The following is a 22,350-nucleotide window of genomic DNA, read 5'->3' as shown; positions in this document are numbered from 1 at the left end:
CCGTCAGGTGAGCGGGCTGCGAGCGTCGAATTCGTCGAGCAGCGCGAGGAATTCGTCGGCCACCCCGGGCGCGACAGCGACGGTGATGTGTCCCTCGTCGGCCCGCGAATCCGGTGGCGGAGTCTGGACGACGGCGCCGGCCTCGGCGGCGATCAGTCCGCCGGCGGCCCAGTCCCACGGGCTCAGACCGTGTTCGTAGTGGGCGTCGACCGCGCCGGCCGCGACCATGCAGAGGTCGAGGGCCGCGGCGCCGATGCGTCGGACGTCGCGGACACGTGGGAGCAGTTCGGCGACGATGCGTCCCTGCTGCCGGCGGCGCGCCGCGTCGTACCCGAAGCCCGTTGCGACGAGCGCGAGTTCGGCCCTGTCGACCGGATTGCAGCGGAGCGGCCGGCGTACCCCGGCGGAGTCCGCCGCCCACGCTCCCCCGCCGAGGGTCGCGCCGTACGTGACGTCGCGGGCGACGTCGACGACGACCCCGGCGACCGACTGTCCGTCGACCTGGGCCGCGATGGACACCGCATAGGCCGGCACGCCGTACATGAAGTTGACGGTCCCGTCGATCGGATCGACCACCCATCGGACACCGGTAGGCACCGCCCGGCTCCCGCCGTCCTCCTCGCCCAGCACCTCGTCGTCGGGGCGCGCCTCACGCAGCAGCGAGCGGATCAGGCGTTCGGTCTCGGTGTCGGCGAGGGTGACCGGATCGGTTTCCGTCGACTTCGTCGACACAGGCTGCACTGTCGACTTCGTCGACACGGGCTGCACCGTCGACTTCGTCGAGACGGGCCGGACGGTGGAATCCACCGCGGCGGGCTGCGGCGGCTCGCCGTGTCCCGGTGTCGCACCGAACAATTCGGGCCGGCGGCGACGTACGTGCGCGGCGGCCTCCCGGGCCACGGCGCCGGCGACCGCGGCGAGCTCGTCCACCGGAATTGTCTGATCCACGCCCTCCATGTGAGCACATGGCCGGAGCGCACCACCGATCGCGGTGACCGATCTCTCCTCCCGGGTGGTCGAATCGTGTCGACATGCGTTGCGATGACGGGCGTTGCGCCGGTCGCGTGAATAGGCTGGTCTCGGATTGCCCCCACCCTCAGACACCGACCCGGACAGGGAGCCCCGCCATGACCGACACGTCCGTCCCCGGATCGTCCGACTCCGATGTCGCCGGCCCCGATGATCCAACACCTCCGACGAACCTCGGTTTCGGGGTCGACGTCGGCGGTTCCGGGATCAAGGGCGGCATCGTCGATCTCGACACCGGTGAACTCGTCGGCGAACGGTTCAAGGTGCTCACCCCGCAGCCCGCGACACCCGAGGCCGTGGCCCGGGGCGTCGCCGAGGTGGTCGCGCATTTCGACTGGACCGGCCCGGTGGGTGTCACCCTCCCCGGGGTCGTGACCGACGGGATCATGCGCACGGCGGCGAACATCGACAAGGCCTGGATCGGCACCGACGTCTACGACCTCTTCAGCGGATACCTCGGCGGTAGGCAGGTGTCGGTCCTCAACGACGCCGATGCCGCGGGTATGGCCGAGGACGCGTACGGCGCGGGCAAGGGCGTCGCGGGGGTCGTGATGCTGCTGACGTTCGGAACCGGTATCGGGTCGGCGATCCTGATCAACGGCACCCTCGTGCCCAACACCGAGCTCGGTCACCTACAGGTCGGCAAGAAGGAAGCCGAGCACCAGGCGTCTTCGCGTGTCCGCGAGGAGAAGGGCTGGTCGTACGAGAAGTGGACCGAGAAGGTCTCCGAGGTCCTCGAGACCTACGAGGCGCTGTTCTGGCCGAATCTCTTCATCGCCGGCGGCGGTATCAGCCGCAAGTCCGACAAGTGGATTCCGCTGCTGACCAACAAGACGCCCGTGGTACCGGCGACGCTGTTGAACACCGCCGGCATCGTCGGTGCGGCCATGGCAGTGTCCCAGGGACTGAAGACGTGACGCCGCGCAGGGCGTGACCAGGGCTTTGACACACCGGGGACGGCGATGTCGTTACAATGGTCGTCACCGGTCATTCCAACCGAGAAACCAAGACCTCGTCCACGGCGGCTCATGCTGCCGTGTCGCGTCTGGTGACAGACGACAGAAGACACCACAGAAGACAGTTCGAAAGGTTGTACGTGGCAGCCATCACGACCCACCAGGGTGATGCAGAGGCCGAGTCGACGGAGTCGACCCCAGCCGCGACCGACGCCCCGGCGAAGCGAACCGCCAAGAAGGCTGCGAAGAAGACCGCCGCCCGCAAGGCCCCCGCCAAGAAGGCCCCGGCGAAGAAGGCCACCAAGAAGGCGGCACCGAAGAAGGCCGCCAAGAAGGCCGCGTCCGCGGAGGGTTCCGGCGACGATCCGAACGCCGAGCCCGACGACCCGGACTCGATCGACGACATCGACGGTCCCGACGCCGAACTCGAGGACGTCGAGATCGACGACGACCTGGAGGTCGACGACGACTCCGAGGACGAGTCGGAGGACGACGACGAGTCCGAGGAGGCGACCGCGCCCGCCGCCGGCGGCGCAACCCCGGCCGCCGCGAAGGCCGCGTCCAAGGACGAGGCCGCCGCCGCGAAGTCCGGCGACTTCGTCTGGGACGAAGAGGAGTCCGAGGCGCTGCGTCAGGCCCGCAAGGACGCCGAGCTCACCGCCTCCGCCGACAGTGTCCGCGCGTACCTGAAGCAGATCGGCAAGGTCGCCCTCCTCAACGCCGAGGAAGAGGTCGAACTGGCCAAGCGCATCGAGGCCGGGCTGTTCGCCACCGAACGTCTTCGGCGCATCATGGATGCCGGCGAGAAGCTCAGCACCGCCCAGAAGCGTGACCTGAACTGGATCTCCCGCGACGGCAACCGCGCCAAGAACCACCTGCTCGAGGCGAACCTGCGCCTCGTCGTGTCGCTGGCCAAGCGCTACACGGGCCGCGGTATGGCGTTCCTGGATCTCATCCAGGAGGGCAACCTCGGTCTGATCCGCGCGGTCGAGAAGTTCGACTACACCAAGGGCTACAAGTTCTCGACATATGCCACCTGGTGGATCCGTCAGGCGATCACCCGCGCCATGGCCGACCAGGCCCGCACCATCCGTATCCCGGTGCACATGGTCGAGGTCATCAACAAGCTCGGTCGCATCCAGCGTGAACTCCTCCAGGACCTCGGCCGCGAGCCGACGCCGGAAGAACTCGCCAAGGAGATGGACATCACCCCGGAGAAGGTGCTGGAGATCCAGCAGTACGCCCGGGAACCCATCTCGCTGGACCAGACCATCGGCGATGAGGGCGACAGCCAGCTCGGCGACTTCATCGAGGACTCCGAAGCCGTCGTCGCGGTCGACGCGGTCAGCTTCACGCTGTTGCAGGATCAACTGCAGTCAGTGCTCGAGACCTTGTCCGAACGTGAGGCCGGCGTGGTCCGCCTCCGCTTCGGACTGACCGACGGCCAGCCCCGCACCCTCGACGAGATCGGGCAGGTCTACGGCGTGACCCGCGAGCGCATCCGTCAGATCGAGTCGAAGACGATGTCGAAGCTGCGCCACCCGTCGCGCTCCCAGGTCCTGCGTGACTATCTCGACTAGTCGGTGACGACAACAGCCTCATCGCCCCCGGAACCTCACGGTTCCGGGGGCGATGTCGTTGTGTCATCCACATCGACATCGATCTGTCAATAGTTCTGCGCGCTCCGATTTGGACACGACCGGATTCTCGGGCTTTCGGGGACGCACTACATAGGATGGCGCGGTGACTTACGCAGTGACCGGGAGCAGACGCGGCGCCATGCTGGTGCGCCGTGCCACCGTCGACCTGCTGCGCACAGCATCGATGCTGTGTCTGTGACGCGACAGACCCCACCCGAGGGCGAGAACGCCACCTGCGATCCCCTCCTCCGCGTTCCACTTCGTCGCGGGCACCGAGTGCCTGCCCCAGCCTCGTCACGTCCCTGACGGCGTGACTTCCCGGAAAGACCCACTATGAGAACGATTGTCCTGATCGGCCTCGTCGGCTTCGCTGCTCAGCTCGTCGACGGCAGTCTCGGCATGGCTTATGGCGTCACCACCACGACCCTCCTCCTCGCCATCGGCACCAACCCGGCTGCCGCCTCGGCCACCGTGCACCTGGCCGAGATCGGCACCACGCTGGTCTCCGGCGTCTCGCACTGGAAGTTCGGGAACGTCGACTGGCGCGTCGTGCGCCGTATCGCGATCCCGGGAGCCATCGGCGCCTTCCTCGGCGCCACGATCCTGTCGAGTCTCTCCACCGAGACCGCCGCGCCGGTCATGGCCGTGATCCTGCTGCTGCTCGGGCTCTACATCCTGGTGCGGTTCACCTTCCAGGGCATCCCCCGCCACAACCTCGGCAAGCCGCTGCGCAAGCGATTCCTCAGCCCGCTCGGATTCGTCGCCGGATTCGTCGACGCCACCGGTGGCGGCGGTTGGGGTCCGGTCGGCACCCCGGCCATCCTGGCCAGCGGCCGTCTCGAGCCCCGCAAGGTCATCGGTTCGATCGACACAAGCGAGTTCATCATCGCCGTCGCCGCGAGCCTCGGCTTCCTGTTCAGTCTCGGTTCGCAGGGAATCAACTTCGCATGGGTCGCCGCCATCCTCGTCGGCGGCGTGATCGCCGCACCGATCGCGGCGTGGCTCGTGCGTCACATCCCGCCGCGCCTGCTGGGCGCCTCGGTCGGCGGCCTGATCGTCCTCACGAACACCCGCAGCCTGCTGAAGAGCGACTTCATCGACGCCCCCGGCTCGGTGCGCAACGTCTTCTACATCGTGATCGCCATCGCCTGGGCCGCGGCGTTCGCCTACTCGCTCCGCGAGTACCTGCGCGACCGGGAGAACGAGTCCTCCGACGCGGTCACCCATTTCCGCGAGGAGCAGGAAGAGGCGCTCGTGGGCGCCGAGGGCGCGGAACGCCCCGGCTCCGAGGGAACGTCGACGTCGGACATCCCGGCCGCCGACTCCGCACCCGAACCCGATGCGGGTGCGAGCGGAACACACACCCCCACGCGGACGAGCTGACCGAACGACTCGTCCCGCGCACAACGCGTAGAGTGGTGCGACCCGGCCCCATGGCCGGGTCGCATTGCGTTCGGGCGATCGTTGTCGAGTTGTTGCCTGGTGTAAACGGTGAGTGACGACACACCGAGAGCACCGTCGGAACAATACGAACGCCCCGAGCGTCTGACAGAGTGAGGTTGACGCATCGCCCGGATGTGTCGGCTCGAAGGGAAGGCGACCGGACACCCGGCGCCGGACCGGGACGGAGGAACGAACCATGACTGACATCGCCACCACAGCCCCGATCTACCTGCCGCTCACTGCCGCCGATCGCTGCGATCGCTGCGGCGCCGCAGCCAAGGTACGGGCCGTCCTGCCCAAGGGCGGCGAACTTCTCTTCTGCCGCCACCACTTCAACGAGCACGAGGCCCGCCTTGTCGAGTTGAGCGCCACCGTCGTCGAATCCGCCGGCGAGCTGGTCTGACACCTCCGACGATCGAACGCGGGCTTTCCCTACGCGCACAGAGCCCGGCCGGAGCAACCGGCCGGGCTCTGTCGTGTCCGGGCCTGTTCCGGGCCGCCCGACCAGCGCCACTCGCGCAGTGTCTATCAGCGCCACTCGCGCAGTGTCTATCAGCGCCACTCGCGCAGTGCGGCGATCCGTTCCTTCAGCTGATCGGCGGTCGCCATGGCGGTCGGGGGCCCGCCCAGCCGAGTCCGCAACTCGTTGTGCACCATGCCGTGTGGTTTGCCCGTGCGGTGATGATGCATCGCGACGAGCGTATTCAGTTCCTTGCGCAGGGCGTGCAAATTCTCGCCGGTGGTTCCCGCCGGCCGGCCGGGAGTGGGCGGCTCGGCAGCCGACGACTCCGAGGACGACGCGACCGTTCGCGCCGTGACCTGTTCCTCCTGGCGTTTGCGCAGGAGGGCACGCACCTGGTCGGCATCGAGCAGCCCGGGCAACCCCAGATAGTCCGACTCCTCGTCGCTACCGGCGAACGTGGCCGTGCCGAACGAGGTGCCGTCGAAGATGACCTGATCGAGTTCGGCGTCGGCATGCAGCGACTGGAACTTCGGCTCGTCCTCCCCCGGCTCGTCCTCCTGCTTGTTGGCGTCGATCAGCAATTGGTCGTCGAGGCCGTCGCTCTCGCGGTGCGGCTTGCCGAGCACGTGATCGCGCTCGACCTCCATCTGGCTGGCGAGGTCGAGCAGCACCGGGACCGACGGCAGGAAGACGCTCGCGGTCTCACCCGGACGACGCGATCGCACGAATCGTCCGATGGCCTGGGCGAAGAACAGCGGCGTCGACGAGCTGGTGGCGTACACACCCACGGCCAGGCGGGGGACGTCGACACCCTCGGACACCATGCGGACCGCCACCATCCACTCGTCCGTGGACGCGGCGAACTGGCCGATCCTCGACGACGACTTCGGGTCGTCGGAGAGCACCAGCGTCGGCGGCTTGCCGGTGATGGCGGTGAGCAGTTCGGCGTAGTCGCGGGCCGCGGTCTGATCGGTGGCGATGACCAGCCCGCCCGCATCCGGTGTGCCGGTCGCACGGAGCTGTCCCAGCCGCGTGTGTGCGGCGGTGAGGACCGCCGGAATCCAGTCGCCGTGGGCGTCCAGCGCGGTACGCCAGGCGCGGGTGGTGTGCTCCGCGGAGAGCGGTTCGCCCAGCCGGGCGGTGTACTCCTCGCCCGCGCTGTCGCGCCAGCTGGCCTCACCGGAGTAGGCGAGGAACACGACCGGACGGACGACGCCGTCCTTCAGTGCGTCGGCGTAGCCGTAGGTGTGGTCGGCCTTGGAGCGCTGATGCCCGCCGGCCTCCGGTTCGTAGGTGACGAACGGGATCGGCGAGTCGTCGGAGCGGAAGGGTGTACCGGTCAGCAGGAGCCGGCGCTCGGCGTCGTCGAAGGCCTCCCGGATCGCCTCGCCCCACGACTTGGCATCGCCACCGTGGTGGATCTCGTCGAGGATTACCAGGGTGCGGTAGTTCTCGGTGCGCACCCGGTGCCGGGCCGGATGGGCGGCCACCTGTGCATAGGTGACGACGACGCCGTGGAAGTCCGAGCTGGTCTGTCCGGCGGCGTTGGTGAACCGCGAGTCGAGCGCGATCCCGACCCGCGCGGCGGCCTCGGCCCACTGGTGCTTCAGGTGTTCGGTCGGGGCGACCACGGTGATCTTGTCGACGGTGCGGTCATCGAGGAGTTCGCGGGCGATACGCAGGCCGAACGTCGTCTTGCCGGCGCCCGGCGTCGCCACGGCGAGGAAGTCCTTCGGCTTCTGCGTCAGGTACTTGGTCAGCGCACGACGCTGCCAAGCGCGGAGCTGGAGTTTCGGGCCGGCGGTGGATCCGGAGGGTTCGGCTGACGTCACCTTCTGGGCTGCTCCTCCACGCGTGCGGGTTTCCGGCCGGACATGAAACGACCCCTCGCGTGCGGGGCCCGCGCCCGAGGGGACCCGCCAATGGTACCGCCGAAGCGCGACAGCTCCCGCATCCCGACACCGGGCCGCGGCGTCCGCCGCGACGGGCGCCCGTGGGCGATCCGAACGACTCGCCTGGTGACCCGGGTACCCAATCGGCCTCCCGATCGGGGATATTGAACACATCACAACGCGCAAGAGGAATCCGGTCCCACTGGCCGACGACCCGTCGTCGGTGGTTGCCGCGAGCCCGCCCGCCGTCCCGCCGGGTCCCGTGTCGACTGCGGTCACCGCGCCGATCGGCGACCCACTCGCCGATGTCGGGGCCGCGACCGAACCCCTGCGCGCGCCGCTGCGGTCCGCCCCGGCCTCCGGGGACGTCGAAGTCCTCCGCGGCGCGAAGGGGTCGACCGAACCGGACGCTGGGTCGGAGAAGACCGGGAACGACGATCCGGAACGAACCGAGGCGGCGTCCGGACCGGGCCTGCCGGTCCTGCCGAACATTCATCGCGTGGTCTGGCGCACGATCGTCAAGTCCTGGGACGACGGGATCATCGGCTGGGCCGCACAGGCCGCGTTCTGGCAGGCGCTGTCGCTGCCGCCGCTGCTGCTGGGTCTGCTCGGCTCGGTCGGTTACGTCGCCGGCTGGTTCGGCCCCGACACCGTCGACGTCGTCTACGCCCGCATCATCGACCTCGCCGGCCGGACCTTCACCCCCACGGTCGTCGACGACCTGATCACCCCGACGGTCGACAGCGTGCTCGGGCGCGGCCGGATCGGCCTCATGTCGGTCGGGTTCGTCATCTCATTGTGGGCGGGATCGTCGGCCGTCTCGTGCTTCATCGCCTCGATCGCGCACGCACACGACCAGCACGAGGTCCGACACCCGGTGTGGCAGCGGTTCTTCGCGCTGTTCCTCTACGTCGGCTTCCTGAGCGTCGCGGTGTTCCTGCTGCCCCTCGTCGCGCTCGGACCGAACTACCTGCGCGCGATCGTGCCGGAGTCGTGGGGATCGTTCGTCACCACCCTCATCGACTACGGCTACTTCCCGTTCGTCGCCGTCCTCCTGCTGTTCGTCCTGACGACGCTCTACCACCTCGCGCTGCCCAATCCCCTGCCGTGGCATCGGCTCATCGGCGGGGCGATCGTGGCCGGCGTGTTCTTCTGGGTCGCGAGCTACGTGCTGCGCATTTATCTGACCAAGATCACCGAGGCCGGGGTCTCCTACGGGGCGCTGGCCACACCGATCGCGTTCCTGCTCTTCACGTTTTCGCTGGGCTTCGGCATCGTGATCGGCGCCGAGTTCAACGCGGCCGTGCAACAATTCTGGCCCGCGAAGGCGTCGACCACCACGCAGGTCCGGCACTGGGTGAACTCCCAGACCTCCGACTTCACCGGCCAACTCCGGACCCTGCCCGACCGGCTGTCCTCCGGCCCGATCCGCCGGCAGGCGCGGCACCGCGACCGCGGCTGACCGGCGACGCCCGCCGATCAGCCGCCTCGCGTCACTTGCGCATCTTGTTGTAGATCTTCTTGCACTTCGGGCAGACCGGCGACCCGGGCTTGGCCGACCGCGTGACCGGGAAGGTCTCGCCGCAGAGGGCGACGACATGATTACCCATGACCGCACTCTCGGCGATCTTGTTCTTCTTCACGTAGTGGAAGAACTTGGGGCGGTCGTCGTCACCCCGGTCGGTCGCGTCGGCATCGGGACGCTCGTCGGTCTTGGTGTCGGACCATTCGTCGAGGTCCGGGCGTTCGATGGTTTCGGTTCCCATTCGTCCATTGTGCGTCACAACCGGGCCGACGGAACACCCGAGTGCTCATTCGCCCCGCTCGCTACGCTCCCGGCGGCGGGACCCGATTCGCCCCGCTCACTACGCTCCCGGCGGTGGGTGCAATAGACCGCCAAAAGGAGGACAGTGGAGAGGGTGTTCGAACAATGGGAATCCATGGGTGAGTCCGCTCGCGGACAGCACGGCCGCAACAGCACGTCGCCGCACGTCGACGAGCACGGACATCCCGCGTCGAAACGTCCGGGCGCCGAGGCGTACCTGATCACCGACGCACCGGACTCGCTCGAGGCCCAGCACCGAGCGCGTGTGCGTAAGTATCTGTTCCTCATGGCTTTCCGCGTGCCGGCGCTCGTCATCGCCGGTATCGCCTACGGCATCACCGGGTCCGGACTACTGGCGCTGGCCATCGTCGCGATCTCCATCCCGCTGCCATGGGCGGCGGTCCTGATCGCCAACGACCGTCCGCCGCGCAAGCGCGGCGAGGTCCCCCAGTACAAGTACGGCGCCGACCATCACGTCGTCGGACCCCCGGCACTGACCGATACCGGCACCGACCACCAGCTGTCGCGCACCATCGACGGGCAGGTCGTCGATCCCGACGACCCCCGCGCCTGACACCTCCGGACCAGACGGGTCGGCACCGCGGCCCCGTGCGTTCCCGCGTTCCCTCGGGTTCCCCCGCGCGCGACATCTCAGCAACTTCTCAGCCGGTTGTCGAGTCGCGAAAAAGAATGCGCAGGTCACCAAGCCTCGGCGAGGTTTGCTCCGAACCACTCTCGGGAACTATCGCCCACACAAGGGCGTTGGACCCAGTGAACGCACTCAAGTCAGGAGGCCGCATGTCACGCTCGACAGTTGCACGTTCGACCCCGACCAAAGGTTTCGCCGAAGTCACCCCTCCGGGTACCCGGCCGGCGATGACCGAACAGGATCTCGACGCCCAGTCTCCAGCAGCGGATCTGGTCCGTGTCTATCTGAACGGAATCGGTCGCACCGCACTTCTCAACGCGGAGCAGGAGGTCGAACTCGCCAAGCAGATCGAGGCCGGGCTCTACGCCAAACACGTTCTGGCCAACAAGAAGCGGCTGTCCGCGGCCAAGAAGCGTGACCTCGCGGTCATCGTCCGTGAAGGCGAGGCCGCCCGGGCCCACCTGCTCGAGGCGAACCTCCGCCTGGTCGTGTCGCTGGCCAAGCGCTACACCGGCCGCGGCATGCCTCTCCTCGACCTGATCCAGGAGGGCAACCTCGGTCTGATCCGGGCGATGGAAAAGTTCGACTACGCCAAGGGCTTCAAGTTCTCGACCTACGCCACCTGGTGGATTCGTCAGGCGATCACCCGCGGAATGGCGGACCAGAGCCGCACGATCCGGCTCCCCGTCCATCTCGTGGAGCAGGTCAACAAACTGGCCCGCATCAAGCGCGAGCTGCACCAGCAGCTCGGCCGCGAAGCGACCGACGACGAGCTGGCCAACGAATCGGGCATCCCCGCGGAGAAGATCGCCGACCTGCTCGACCACAGCCGCGATCCGGTGAGCCTCGACATGCCGGTGGGCAGCGACGAGGAAGCTCCCCTGGGCGATTTCATCGAGGACGCCGAGGCCACCTCCGCCGAGAACGCCGTCATCGCCGGCCTGTTGCACTCCGACATCCGCGCCGTCCTGGCGACGCTGGACGAGCGCGAGCAGCAGGTCATCCGGATGCGCTACGGCCTCGACGACGGCCAGCCGCGCACCCTGGATCAGATCGGCCGCATGTTCGGGTTGTCGCGCGAGCGCGTGCGTCAGATCGAGCGCGAGGTCATGGGCAAGCTCCGCCACGGCGACCGTGCCGAGCGCCTGCGCGCCTACGCCAGCTGAGCGTCCCCGCACGCTCCGCCGCCTCCTTCACTGAGTCCACTCGGTCACCCGAGTCGCCTGGGTCCGGTGTCCCGCCTGTCGGGCACCGGGCCCACGCGTATACGGGCATTGAGAACGGCCGCGCCGTCGACCGAGGCCAGGATCGGATCGCAGACCACCTCGCGGACCTCCGGGATGTCGTCGGTGAGCGTCGAGATGCGCAGCAGCAGATCGGCGAGTGCCTCCTTGTCGGCGGGCTCCTCCCCGCGGTAGCCCGACAGCAGCGGTGCCGAACGCGGCTCCTCGATCAGTTCCCGTGCATCGAGTTCGGACAGCGGGACGGCGCGGTAACCGTGGTCGCCCAGCAGATCGAAGGTCCGCCCGGACAGACCGAACGACATCACCGAACCGAACGACGGATCGTCGCGCACCCGGATGACCGTGCCGACGCCCTTCGGCGCCATCTTCTGCACGTGCAGCACGCGGTCGCCGGTGAGTTCGGTCAGTTCGGCGAACGCCGTCACCACCGTCGTCGCGTCGGGTAGGTCCAGGCGCGCGCCCTCGCGATCGAGACGACCGCGCCACTTGTCCGACGTCGCCTTCACCGCCACCGGGAGCCCGAGTTCACGGGCCGCCGCGGATGCCTCGTGCATCGTGGTCACCTCGCGGAACGGGACCACGTCGATCCCGTACCAGCGCAACAGCTTCGCCGACTCCACATGCCCCAGCAACCGTTCGGCGGGACGACCGGACGCACCGTCGCCGACCATAGCCTCGCGCACGAACATCCGCGCGGCCTCGGGATCGGTGCCGTCGGGACGGTGGACCACCGATTCCGGCCGCAGGCGCCACCGGGCGTACTGCCACGCCCTCGCCAGTGACGCGGCCGCGCGCTCGGGTGAGCCGTACGACGGAATCGACCCCTTGGTCGGCATGCCGTTCGGGCCGGGCCGAGTCAACCCCGGCGGGATGCCGTCGACGGCTAGGAAGGTCGTGACGATCGGCTTGTCGGCGTCGGCGTCGGGGGTGTTGGCCGCCGCCATGAGCGCCCGGGCGTGCCAGTCGGCGCCGACCGCGACCGGCGGCACGAACACGACGATGATCCCGTCCACGCCCGGGTCGGCCATGGCCGCCGAGACCGTCGACTCGAACTCCTCCTCCGAGGCGCCGGCACCGAGATCGACGGTGTCGACGACCTCGAGGCCGCCGTTGCGCGCGGTGTCCGCCGCCAGGCTGCCCAGCACCGACGAATTGCCGATGATGCGGACGCGCGGGCCGCGCGGCAGCGGCTGATAGGCGAACACGGCCGCGCAGTCGAACAACTCGGGGATCGTGTCCACCTGGATGACGCCGGCCTGTTCGAGCATCATGCGGGCGATCTGGTCGTCGAGGGTGGCCGCCGAGCGCGCCGCCCGGACCGGCGTCATCGCACCCCGGCCGGATTTGACCGCGATGATCGGCTTCGAGCGTGAGACCCGCCGCGAGATCCGGGAGAACTTGCGCGGGTTACCGAAGCTCTCCAGGTAGAGCAGGATGACGTCGGTGGTGGCGTCGGTGTCCCAGTACTGCAGGAGGTCGTTGCCGGACACGTCCGCGCGGTTGCCGGCCGAGGCGAACGTCGACAGGCCGATCTGGCGACGGGCCGCGGTGTCGAGGATCGCGATGCCCAGGGCGCCCGACTGACAGAAGAACCCGACCCGGCCGGCGGCCGGGATGCGCGGCGCCAGGGTCGCGTTGAGCGCGACCGCCGGGTCGTTGTTCGCAACGCCCAGCGCGTTCGGCCCGACCAGTCGCATCCCGTGCTCGCGGACCTGGGCGACCAGGCGGCGCTCGTTCTCGAGGCCCTCCTCCTCGCCGGACTCGCCGAAGCCCGACGACACCACGACGAGCGTGCGCACACCCTTGACCAGGCAGTCGTCGAGCACGTCGTCGACGCGCGCGGCCGGCACCGCGACCACCGCGAGGTCGACGGGGTCGGGGATGTCGCGGACGGTCTCGTACGCCCGGATCCCCCGCACCGACGGCGGTCGTTCCCGGGTGCGACGACGCGCCGGCGTCGGTTCGCGGCCGACACCGGGCCGTCCCGGCTCGGGCTCCTCCTCGACCCGGGCGGGGCCGTTGACCGGGAACACCGGCCCGGTGAATCCCCCGGCGATGATGTTGGCCAACAGGGCGTTTCCGACCTTGTTCGGGTCGGTCGAGGCCCCGATCACCGCGACCGAGGCGGGTCGCAGCAGATTGGCGACGCTGCGGGCCTCCGACGCGCGCTCACGGGCGTTGCGCACCGACAGCAGCGCCTCGGTGGGGTCGATGAGGAACTCGACGTGCACGGTCGAGCCGTCGAAGCTCCGTGCGAGCTGATACCCCGCGTCGCGGAACACCGCGACCATGTTCGGGTTCTCGCTGAGGACCTCGGCCTCGAAACGGGTGAACCCGTTCTCCGCCGCCGCACCGGCCAGGTGCTCGAGCAGGATGGGTCCGAGGCCGCGGCCCTGGTGTTCATCGGCGACGACGAACGCCACCTCGGCCGATTCGGGTTTGCCGTCGAAGCCGAGACCCTCGTAGATGCCGACCGCGATGATCTCGCCCCCGAGTTCGGCGACGATCGCGACACGCTGCTGGTGGTCGACGGTCGTCATCCGGGCCACCTCGCGCGGCGGCAGGGTCGGGGTCGGACCGAAGTACCGCATGTACCGGGTGCGCTCGGAGAGCTTGGAGTGGAAGGCCACGATGCGGTCGGCGTCGTCGGGCACGATCGGTCGCAGGTGCACGACGCCGCCATCGGAGGCCAGCACATCGGCGATCCAGTGCCGCGGATAGTCCCACGGGCTACGCGGTTCCGGCTGATCGGCCATCGCGGGAGCGCCTGCGGGCGCGGTGGCGTCGGCGGTCGAGGTGTCGTCAGTCACGGGGTCCTCCGGGTCGAGACCGTGGAGCGGGTAGACCGCGCGTCGGGTGGCGAGGATCGCGCGGTCGGTCTGGCGTTGGGCGTTGGCCGCGACACCCTCGGGTGGTTCCTGGCCGGCGTCGCCGGCCCACGGCTGGTAGTCGACGATGCCCCCGTCGCCCATGACCCGAACGGGCGGGGCGGCATAGTCGGAGTGCACCTGCTCGGAGATCTGTTCGGCTGTGGCACACCAGGATTCGTCGATGACCGACGACACGTCGACCTCGCGACCGAGCGCGACGCCCAGCAGATGCGTCCAGCTGCGCGGCACCACGTTGACGACGCCGTAGCCACCGCCGCCGACCGCGATCCAGCGGCCCTCGCAGTACTTGTCGGCCAGGTCGCGCATGGCGATCATCGCCGCCCGCTGTCCGTCGACGGTCAGCGAGAGGTCGGTCAGCGGATCGGCGCGGTGGCTGTCGGCACCGCACTGGCTGACGATGATCTGCGGCCGGAACTCGGCGATCAGCGACGGCACCACGGCGTGGAAGGCGCGCAGCCACAACCGGTCCTCGGTGTTGGGCATGAGGGCCAGGTTGACCGCGCTGCCCGCCGCGTCGCCGTCCCCGACCTCGGTCGGCCATCCCGTGCCGGGCCACAGGGTCGCCGGGTGCTGGTGCAGCGAGACCGTCATCACCCGCGGGTCGGCGGCGAACTCGACCTGGACGCCGTCGCCGTGGTGGGCGTCGACGTCGATGTAGGCGATGCGGTCGAAACCGTGGTCGAGCAGATACCTGATCGCGATGGCGCAGTCGTTGTAGATGCAGAATCCGGCGGCGCGCGAACGCATCGCATGATGCATGCCGCCGCCGATGTTGACCGCTCTCGTCGCCGCCCCGGAGACGACCGTCTGCGCCGCGGCCAGCGTGCCGCCGACGAGCAGGCGCGCGGCCTCGTGCATCCCGGTGAAAACCGGGTTGTCGGCGTCGCCGAGGCCGAACAACCGCTCGAGCAACGGCCCCGACAGCGACGCCGTCCCCGAACCGACCGCACGGACCGCGTCGATGTAGTCGCGGCTGTGGACGACGGTCAGGGCGTCGTCGTCGATGGCCTGCGGCCGGATCGTCTCGACGTCGTCGAGGACTCCGAGGCTCTGCGCGAGGGTCATCGTGAGGGCGAGTCGGACCGGGTTCATCGGGTGCGTGTGGGCCCATCGGTAGGACAGGAAGTCCTCGCTCCAGATGACGGCCGTCGTCATCGGGCGCTCGTAGTGTTGATCACGACCTCAGGCTAGTGGTACACATCGCGCAGCGGCCACGGATGTCGCGTCGGACACGAGTGCGCGCCACGTACCGCCGCCCCGGGACTCCCCGGTCGCGGTGAGTTCGCGGTCACCACTCCCGAAGAGGGTAATCTTGGCGGGGACGAAAGGGATTGCGCACAGTGAACGACCTGGTTGACACCACCGAGATGTACTTGCGAACGATCTACGATCTCGAAGAAGAGGGCATCGTGCCGCTGCGGGCGCGGATCGCCGAGCGTCTGGACCAGTCCGGTCCCACCGTGTCGCAGACCGTTGCCCGCATGGAGCGCGACGGTCTCCTCCGGGTCGCCGGGGACCGGCACCTCGAACTGACCGACCGCGGACGCACGCTCGCCGTCGCGGTGATGCGCAAGCATCGCCTCGCCGAGCGCCTCCTGGTCGACGTCATCGGAATGCCCTGGGATCAGGTCCACGAGGAGGCCTGCCGCTGGGAGCACGTGATGAGCGAGAACGTCGAACGCCGCCTGCTCGCGGTCCTCGAGTACCCGACGACCTCACCCTACGGAAACCCCATCCCGGGACTGGAGTTGCTGGGCGTGGAGGTGCCGAGCTCCGACGACGGCGCCACCCGCCTCGCCGACCTCCCGCCGGGTGAGACGGTGCCGGTCATCGTGCGTCGCCTGTCCGAACACGCCCAGTCCGACACCGAACTGATCGGCGCGCTGCGCGAGGCGGGCGTGGTTCCCAACGCCCGTGTGACGGTGTCGAACACGGCCGGCACGATCACGATCGACACACCCGGTCACGACGGCCTCGAACTCTCGTCCGACATGGCGCACTCGCTGTTCGTCGAGAAGGTCGTCGAGAAGGTCTGACACAGCCGAGGTCTGCAGTGGTCACCCGGCGGTACGCAGTGTCGCCGCCGGGATGACGACGCCGAGGCGTTTCGCGGCGTCGTAGGACTTTTCGATGGTGCCCCACAGCCTGGCTGGGCGGACACCGGCCCGCAGGGCGGTGTCGAGCAGCGTGGCCAGGTGGTCGGTGTCCGTGCCCGCAAGCGCGACGTCGAGGGCGACACCGGTGTAGGCGCCGTCCCCGCCGATGTAGTGCAGATGCGCGAGAAGTGTTGCGGCGGTGGACCGTCCGCGTCCGGTCAGCCGCCGGGTGAGTTCTCGCCAGAGGTGTTCGGCGGCTCCCCGGAGTTCGGTGACCGACAGGGCGAGCGCGGCGTCGCGGACGTCGGGGCGCAGGATCGCCTGTTCCAGTCGGTCCAATTCGCCACAATCCAGTGGTTGTTCCGCTTCGATCATCGCGCTGATGACCAGGTCGAGTGCCCGCGTCGAGGCCTCGACGTCCTCCTCGTCGGGATCGAACAAGTCGAGATCGCTCTGATCCAGGTCGATGCCCCGGCATGCCCGACAGTCCGGCAGCGGACGTCCCGGACCGCATTCGCCGTCGAGCGGTTCGAGCATCGTCCGCATCTCCGAGCGCCGGGCAAGAATCCGTCGCCCCGAGCGCACCGCCTCCGCGACCGCGGTCGGACTCGTGTGCGGATCGTCGAGTTGTCCGGCCGACCCCGCGGACACGTCGACCGACCAGGCCCGGTCCTCCGGACACCAGATGGTCGACCAGTGCACGCCGGCATCGAAGCCCGGCACCACGAACCCGGCTGCGACACCACCGACATCGCCGAAGTACCGGTCGCTCATCGCGAGGATCCGCCGATAACGACGGTCGTCCGCCGGGTAGCGGTCATCGGCGATCACGACCAGGATCTCCTCGATGCCGTAGGTGGACGTGATCTCACCAAGTCCGGCGAGGACGACGACCAGTTCGCGCGTGGGGCTGCCGTCGGGCGCGAGGGCGAGGTCGTGCCGCATGGTCGCGTTCACCGTGCGGTCGCCGGCGACGGCGATCGCGATGATCGACCGCTCGGGGACGAACCCCAGTCGAGCGGGGATCGAGGTGAGCAGCGTCGTCGGGTCGTGGGGGCCGTGCGGTGGCGGTTCGAGGATCTGCATGGCGACAGCGTCACCCGTGGCCGAGCCGCTCGAACGGCGGTCGACACACGCTGTGGACAACCAGGAGAGGTCATCCACAGGGCGGTACTGGTCAGCCGAACGCGGCCGCGAGCGCCTTTCCGAACAGCGTGTCGAGCGCGGCGGACGCTTCGGGAGGTACGGGACCTGCTGCGGGCCAACGGTATTCGGTGTACACCCGGACGCCGTCCCGCTCGCCGAGCAGCGTGAGAGCGCTCGTGGTGGACGGGACACCGCCGCCGGTCACGATCGTGCGGCGGAGCGTCGCGGTGTCGACCCCGTCCGGCGCCGGCGGCGGGGGCAGCACCTCGGTGGTGATCGTCGAGGACGCCCCGAACGTGGTCGTGGTGGTCTCGGGGCAGCGCTCGGCCGACTCGACCACGTCGTCGAGCGGCGTCTCGACACCGGCCACGACCGAGGTGAGGGTGGCCCGCTCCCCCGGGCCGGGACCCAGGAACGCGACCGCTCCGTCCGCGGGGACGGACGCGGGTGCACACTCCGGCGGCGACACCTCGGTGCCCGCCTGTCCGGGCATCGGCGCCCCGGTCACGTCGGCCAGGGCGTTCGCGACCGCCGACGTCGGGATGGGACTCGCGGCGCCGTTCGGGAAGTCCGCGGCCTCGACCGATCGCGCGGACAGGTCCGGACTCGACGGCTCCGGCTGCCCGCCGACGGAGCAGGCGGACAGCACGAGCGCCGCGGCGACGAGACCGGCCACCGTGCCGGGAACGAGGCGGCCGGGCAGGGACAGGCGCAGTCGGGGCGCATGCGGCTCGATCACAACGGTCTACTGTGCCACCGGCGTCTCCGCCAGGTGTCGAGGACACACCCCTGGGGAACAACAAAACAGGAACACCAACGGGGGGAATCACCGGTGTGTCGCGGTGGTTGCACCGAGGCGAGTGGCCACCGCCGGGTGCGGTGCGAGACAATGGACGTTCAGCTGTCTCTTCCGGGACAGCTGCCAGCAGAAGGAGGGACGACGTGGACGAGCAGCCCGCGCGCAACGACGCGCTGTATGAACTCGCCTTTCCCGCTCCGCAGGTGACCCGGCCCGACGGCACGGGTCCGGTACTGATCCACGCGCTCGAGGGCTTCGCCGACGCCGGGCACGCGGTGGCGCTGGCCGCGACGCACCTCCGCGACAGCCTCGAGTCCGAGTTGGTCGCGACCTTCTCCTCCGACGAGCTGATGGATTACCGGTCACGCCGGCCGACCATCTCGTTCAGCGGCGAGACCTTCACCGACGTCGAGATGCCGACGCTGGCGCTGCACGCGATCCGCGACAACTCGGGCAAGGGTTTTCTCCTGCTCGCCGGTTCCGAACCCGACCTCCGTTGGGAGCAGTTCGTCGACGCGGTCCGACGCCTGAGCGACGGACTCGGCGTCACCGATGTCATCGGCCTCAACGCGATCCCGATGGCCGTGCCGCACACCCGACCGCCGTCGATCACGGCGCACGGCAGTGATCCCGACGCCCTCGGTGACCTGCCCCGGTGGGGATCGGCGATGAAGCTGCCCGCCAGCGCGTCGATGCTCCTCGAGTTGCGGATGGGCGAACACGACTACCAGGCGTCGGGCCTGTCGGTACATGTCCCGCACTATCTCGCGCAGACAAACTACCCGGCGGCGTCCGCACGCCTGCTGGCGGCGGTCGCCGAGCTCGCCGGTCTCGACCTCCCCCTCGCCGCTCTCGACAGCGCCGCCGAGAAGGTACGCGCACAGGTGGACAACGAGGTCGAGGGCAACTCGGAGATCGAGTCCGTGGTGGCTGCGCTGGAGACCCAGTACGACACGTTCACCCAGGCCGCGCAGGAACGCTCGTCGCTGCTCGCCGCCGAGGAATCGCTGCCCAGCGGTGACGAACTCGGCGCCGAACTCGAACGGTTCCTGGCCGAGCAGACCGGCGACGGCGAGGCCGGCCCCGGGGACGAGGGTCCGCGATCACCGATCTGATCCCGGACACCGCACCGATACCCGCGCCGCACGTCCTGGTCCCCACCGACGACGAGGACACCGCACTCGAGCGGTACACCGAGTGGTGGACGGGACGCGGCCTCGACCTCTACCCGCATCAGGAGGAGTCGCTTCTCGAGCTCCTCGCCGGCAGCCACGTGATCCTGGCGACGCCGACCGGCTCGGGCAAATCACTCGTCGCGGCGGGCGCGCTGTACTTCGCGCGCTGCCGCGGCGAGCGTGCGTTCTACACCGCACCCATCAAGGCGCTCGTCAGCGAGAAGTTCTTCGAGCTGTGCGCCATGTTCGGCGCCGACCAGGTCGGACTGCTGACCGGCGACGCCGCGGTCAACGCCGACGCGCCCATCGTGTGTGCGACCGCCGAGATCGTCGCCAACCTCGCCCTCGCCGCCGGCGGTGCGAGCGACATCGGCACCCTCGTCGCCGACGAGTTCCACTACTACGGCGAACCCGACCGCGGTTGGGCCTGGCAGGTCCCGCTCATCGAATTGCCGTCGACGCAGTTCCTGCTGATGTCGGCGACGCTCGGCGACGTGTCGTTCTTCGTCGACGACCTGACCCGGCGCACCGGACGCGAGACGGTCGAGATCACCGGCGCCGAGCGTCCGGTCCCCCTGGACCACGCCTACGCGATGACCCCGATCCACGAGACGATCGAGGAGCTCGTCGACCGGGGACGGGCGCCCATCTACGTGGTGCACTTCACCCAGGCCGCCGCGGTGGAGCGCGCGCAGGCGCTGCTCAGCGTCCGGATCTGCGACAAAGCGGAGAAGGCGGCGATCGCCGAGGCGATCGGTGACTTCCGGTTCTCCACCGGCTTCGGCAACACACTGTCCAAATTGCTGCGCGCCGGTATCGGCGTCCACCACGCCGGAATGCTCCCCCGCTACCGCCGTCTGGTCGAACGTCTTGCGCAGCAAGGGCTGCTGAAGGTGATCGCCGGCACCGACACTCTCGGCGTCGGCATCAACGTGCCGATCCGCACGGTCCTGTTCGCGGCCCTGAGCAAATACGACGGACGGCGGGTCCGTCGCCTGCGGGCACGCGAGTTCCATCAGATCGCCGGCCGGGCCGGGCGAGCCGGTTTCGACACGATCGGCTACGTCGTCGCGCAGGCTCCCGACCACGACGTGGAGAACGCCCGTGCCGTGGCCAAGGCCGGCGACGATCCCAAGAAGCTCCGAAAGCTGGTGCGCAAGAAGCCACCCGAGGGCTTCGTCTCGTGGGGGGAGAAGACCTTCCTCCAGCTCGTCGACGCGCCCGACGAGCCCCTGCGCAGCCACTTCCGGATGACGACGGCCATGCTCCTCGAGGTACTCGGCCGACCGGGCGACTGTTTCGCCGCGGTCCGCCACCTTCTCGAGGACAATCACGAACCGCGCGACCGCCAGCTGCGCACCATCAAGCACACGATCGAGCTCTACCGGGGGCTCCGGGACGCGGGCATCGTCGTGCAACTCGCCGAACCCGACGACACCGGCCGGCACATCGCCCTGAGCGTGGACATGCCGGAGAACTTCGCGTTGACCAACCCGCTGTCCGCCTTCGCGCTGGCGACGTTCGAGATCCTCGACCCCGAGTCGTCCACTCACGCACTCGATGTGGTCTCCATCCTCGAATCGACCCTGGAGAACCCGCGACCCCTGCTGCTGGCCCAGCGCAAGGTCGCGCGCGACGCCGCGATCGCGGAGATGAAGGCCGACGGCATCGAGTACGAGGAGCGGATGTCGCGCCTGGAGGAGATCACCTGGCCGCAGCCGCTGGCCGAGGAGATCTTCGCCGCGTTCGACATCTATCGTCGCGGGCACCCGTGGGTGTCGTCGTTCCCGCCGGCGCCGAAGTCGGTGCTCCGCGAGATGCTGGAGAAGGCCATGACCTTCACCGAGCTGATCTCCGCGTACGGGCTGGCGCGCAGCGAGGGCGTGCTGCTGCGGTATCTGTCGGACTGCTATCGCGTTCTCCGGCAGGGCGTTCCGACGAGCGTCGTGACCCCCGAGATCGAGCGGATCGTCGAGGAGCTGGGCACCATGGTCCGTGAGGTCGACTCGAGTCTCGTCGACGAGTGGGAGGCTCTCGCCGCACAGGCGGCCGCGGCCGAGATGGCCGGCGGCACGGTCTAGAGCGCGGTCACGGCACCGGTCGCACCGACGAGATCGCCGATGAGAGAACCCAGTTCGCGGTAGGCCTCGTCGTGGCGCGCGGACGCCCGGAAGACCAGGCCGATCCGCCGCCCCGGCCGCGGGGCCGCGAAGGTCGCGGTGGCCAGATCACCCGACGCCGTCTCGGAGGCCACCGCCGTCTGCGGGATGAGCGTCACGCCGAGTCCGCCGACGACGCAGTGCACCGCGGTGGTCAGCGAGGCGGCCCGGGTCTGACCCAGATCGGGCCGCACGCCCGCGAGCCGGCACACCTCGAGCGCCTGATCGCGCAGACAGTGCCCCTCGTCGAGGAGGAGGAGCGGCAGGTCGGCGAGCGCGGTGGGATCGACGCGGCGGCGTCCGGCCAGCGCGTGACCGGACGGGAGTGCGAGAACGAAATCCTCACGATAGATGGGAACTTCGACGATGCCGGGCATGTCGACGGGGAGAGCGAGCAGCGCGACGTCGAGCGTGCCGGTGCGCAGTTGTTCGATGAGGCGGGCGGTCTGCTCCTCCACCACCCGGGGTACGAGGTCCGGGAGCCGTTGCCCGAGTCCGCGCAGCAGCGTCGGCAGGACGTAGGGCGCCACCGTGGGGATGACCCCCAGCCGCAGCGGCCCGCTGAGCGGTCGGCCCGTTCCGGCGGCCGCCGAGGTGAACTCGTCCATGGCCTCGGTCACCGCGATCGCTCGCGGGAGGAGTTCGTCACCCTCGGCGGTCAACAGGACACGCCGCGTGGTGCGTTCGACGAGGGTCACACCGAGACCGGACTCCAACGCCGACAACGCCTGCGACAGCGATGGCTGACTGACACCGAGATCGGCTGCCGCAGTGCCGAAGTGGCGTCGATGCGCGAGTGCGACGAAGGCACGCAACCCGGCCATGGTCGGCTGATAAGTTCTATCGGACATGCTTATCAGTGTAGTGCTAGTAATCACGTTTCGTTTTCGACCGTAATCCGGCACGATGGTACCTGTACGTCGCGAAACTCATTCGCGCGCAG

The 22,350-nt window shown here is 69.2% G+C and carries 17 protein-coding genes and 1 pseudogene; 10 read left to right on the top strand and 8 right to left on the bottom strand.

Annotation, left to right across the window (positions count from 1 at the left end):
• Positions 1 to 3: 3 nt before the first annotated feature.
• Positions 4 to 957, bottom strand: coding sequence for an inositol monophosphatase family protein (locus MVF96_RS10965; RefSeq protein ID WP_065628896.1), 954 nt, complete (start codon positions 955 to 957; stop codon positions 4 to 6).
• Between the two features lie 170 nt (positions 958 to 1,127).
• Here MVF96_RS10965 and ppgK point away from each other — a divergent pair, with 170 nt between their 5' ends.
• From ppgK to MVF96_RS10945, 4 genes are all read left to right on the top strand, one after another.
• Entirely contained in the window at positions 1,128 to 1,946 is an 819-nt protein-coding gene (gene ppgK, locus MVF96_RS10960) for a polyphosphate--glucose phosphotransferase (protein WP_065628897.1), read from the top strand.
• A 56-nt stretch (positions 1,947 to 2,002) separates the two neighbouring features.
• Positions 2,003 to 3,565 carry an RNA polymerase sigma factor gene (locus MVF96_RS10955; RefSeq protein ID WP_083207184.1) on the top strand — a complete coding sequence of 521 codons (1,563 nt, stop codon included), beginning with the start codon at positions 2,003 to 2,005 and terminating at the stop codon, positions 3,563 to 3,565.
• A 393-nt stretch (positions 3,566 to 3,958) separates the two neighbouring features.
• Positions 3,959 to 5,008 carry a sulfite exporter TauE/SafE family protein gene (locus MVF96_RS10950; RefSeq protein ID WP_065628899.1) on the top strand — a complete coding sequence of 350 codons (1,050 nt, stop codon included), beginning with the start codon at positions 3,959 to 3,961 and terminating at the stop codon, positions 5,006 to 5,008.
• Positions 5,009 to 5,264: 256 nt separating this feature from the next.
• Positions 5,265 to 5,471: a DUF7455 domain-containing protein gene (locus tag MVF96_RS10945; protein ID WP_004018852.1), complete on the top strand. Its 207-nt coding sequence runs from the start codon at positions 5,265 to 5,267 to the stop codon at positions 5,469 to 5,471.
• Between the two features lie 149 nt (positions 5,472 to 5,620).
• Here the strand turns inward: MVF96_RS10945 and MVF96_RS10940 are convergent, their stop codons facing one another.
• A complete protein-coding gene (locus MVF96_RS10940; protein WP_065628900.1) occupies positions 5,621 to 7,363 on the bottom strand; it encodes a DEAD/DEAH box helicase in 1,743 nt (580 codons plus the stop codon).
• A 283-nt stretch (positions 7,364 to 7,646) separates the two neighbouring features.
• Between MVF96_RS10940 and MVF96_RS10935 the strand changes: the two genes are divergently transcribed.
• Positions 7,647 to 8,885 carry a YihY/virulence factor BrkB family protein gene (locus tag MVF96_RS10935; RefSeq protein WP_065628901.1) on the top strand — a complete coding sequence of 413 codons (1,239 nt, stop codon included), beginning with the start codon at positions 7,647 to 7,649 and terminating at the stop codon, positions 8,883 to 8,885.
• A 31-nt stretch (positions 8,886 to 8,916) separates the two neighbouring features.
• Here MVF96_RS10935 and MVF96_RS10930 read toward each other — a convergent pair whose 3' ends face one another.
• Complete coding sequence (locus MVF96_RS10930; RefSeq protein WP_058250213.1) at positions 8,917 to 9,189, bottom strand: DUF3039 domain-containing protein; 273 nt, start codon at positions 9,187 to 9,189, stop codon at positions 8,917 to 8,919.
• A gap of 174 nt (positions 9,190 to 9,363) precedes the next feature.
• On the opposite strand from MVF96_RS10930, the gene MVF96_RS10925 reads away from it, so the two are divergent.
• Positions 9,364 to 9,822 carry a DUF3099 domain-containing protein gene (locus tag MVF96_RS10925; RefSeq protein WP_065628902.1) on the top strand — a complete coding sequence of 153 codons (459 nt, stop codon included), beginning with the start codon at positions 9,364 to 9,366 and terminating at the stop codon, positions 9,820 to 9,822.
• 302 nt (positions 9,823 to 10,124) lie between these two features.
• A complete protein-coding gene (locus MVF96_RS10920) occupies positions 10,125 to 11,063 on the top strand; it encodes a sigma-70 family RNA polymerase sigma factor (protein WP_171011532.1) in 939 nt (312 codons plus the stop codon).
• A 44-nt stretch (positions 11,064 to 11,107) separates the two neighbouring features.
• On the opposite strand, the gene MVF96_RS10915 is transcribed toward MVF96_RS10920, so the two are convergent.
• The gene (locus tag MVF96_RS10915) at positions 11,108 to 13,951 is read right to left on the bottom strand and encodes a bifunctional acetate--CoA ligase family protein/GNAT family N-acetyltransferase (RefSeq protein ID WP_211538837.1); all 2,844 of its coding nucleotides are present in this window, start codon (positions 13,949 to 13,951) and stop codon (positions 11,108 to 11,110) included.
• A 294-nt stretch (positions 13,952 to 14,245) separates the two neighbouring features.
• Positions 14,246 to 15,124, bottom strand: a pseudogene (locus MVF96_RS10910) (acetoin utilization protein AcuC); the annotation flags it as partial.
• Positions 15,125 to 15,372: 248 nt separating this feature from the next.
• On the opposite strand from MVF96_RS10910, the gene MVF96_RS10905 reads away from it, so the two are divergent.
• Positions 15,373 to 16,068, top strand: a complete 696-nt coding sequence (locus MVF96_RS10905; RefSeq protein WP_065628906.1) for an iron-dependent transcriptional repressor DtxR — start codon at positions 15,373 to 15,375, stop codon at positions 16,066 to 16,068.
• A gap of 21 nt (positions 16,069 to 16,089) precedes the next feature.
• On the opposite strand, the gene MVF96_RS10900 is transcribed toward MVF96_RS10905, so the two are convergent.
• Both MVF96_RS10900 and MVF96_RS10895 read right to left on the bottom strand, forming a co-directional pair.
• On the bottom strand, positions 16,090 to 17,214 hold the full coding sequence (locus MVF96_RS10900; RefSeq protein ID WP_247451982.1) for a DUF4192 domain-containing protein: 1,125 nt from the start codon (positions 17,212 to 17,214) through the stop codon (positions 16,090 to 16,092).
• A gap of 91 nt (positions 17,215 to 17,305) precedes the next feature.
• Positions 17,306 to 18,013: a hypothetical protein gene (locus MVF96_RS10895; protein WP_418930431.1), complete on the bottom strand. Its 708-nt coding sequence runs from the start codon at positions 18,011 to 18,013 to the stop codon at positions 17,306 to 17,308.
• Positions 18,014 to 18,216: 203 nt separating this feature from the next.
• Between MVF96_RS10895 and MVF96_RS10890 the strand changes: the two genes are divergently transcribed.
• On the top strand, positions 18,217 to 19,188 hold the full coding sequence (locus tag MVF96_RS10890) for a proteasome assembly chaperone family protein (protein WP_247451981.1): 972 nt from the start codon (positions 18,217 to 18,219) through the stop codon (positions 19,186 to 19,188).
• Positions 19,189 to 19,205: 17 nt separating this feature from the next.
• Complete coding sequence (locus tag MVF96_RS10885; protein ID WP_272499256.1) at positions 19,206 to 21,329, top strand: DEAD/DEAH box helicase; 2,124 nt, start codon at positions 19,206 to 19,208, stop codon at positions 21,327 to 21,329.
• Here MVF96_RS10885 and MVF96_RS10880 read toward each other — a convergent pair.
• Entirely contained in the window at positions 21,326 to 22,258 is a 933-nt protein-coding gene (locus MVF96_RS10880) for a hydrogen peroxide-inducible genes activator (protein WP_247451979.1), read from the bottom strand. The genes MVF96_RS10885 and MVF96_RS10880 overlap by 4 nt on opposite strands.
• Between the last annotated feature and the right edge of the window lie 92 nt (positions 22,259 to 22,350).

Source organism: Gordonia hongkongensis, from assembly GCF_023078355.1.
GTDB lineage: Bacteria > Actinomycetota > Actinomycetes > Mycobacteriales > Mycobacteriaceae > Gordonia > Gordonia hongkongensis.
The sequence above is the reverse complement of the archived record's forward strand: the minus strand, read 5'-3'. Positions and strand labels throughout refer to the sequence as shown.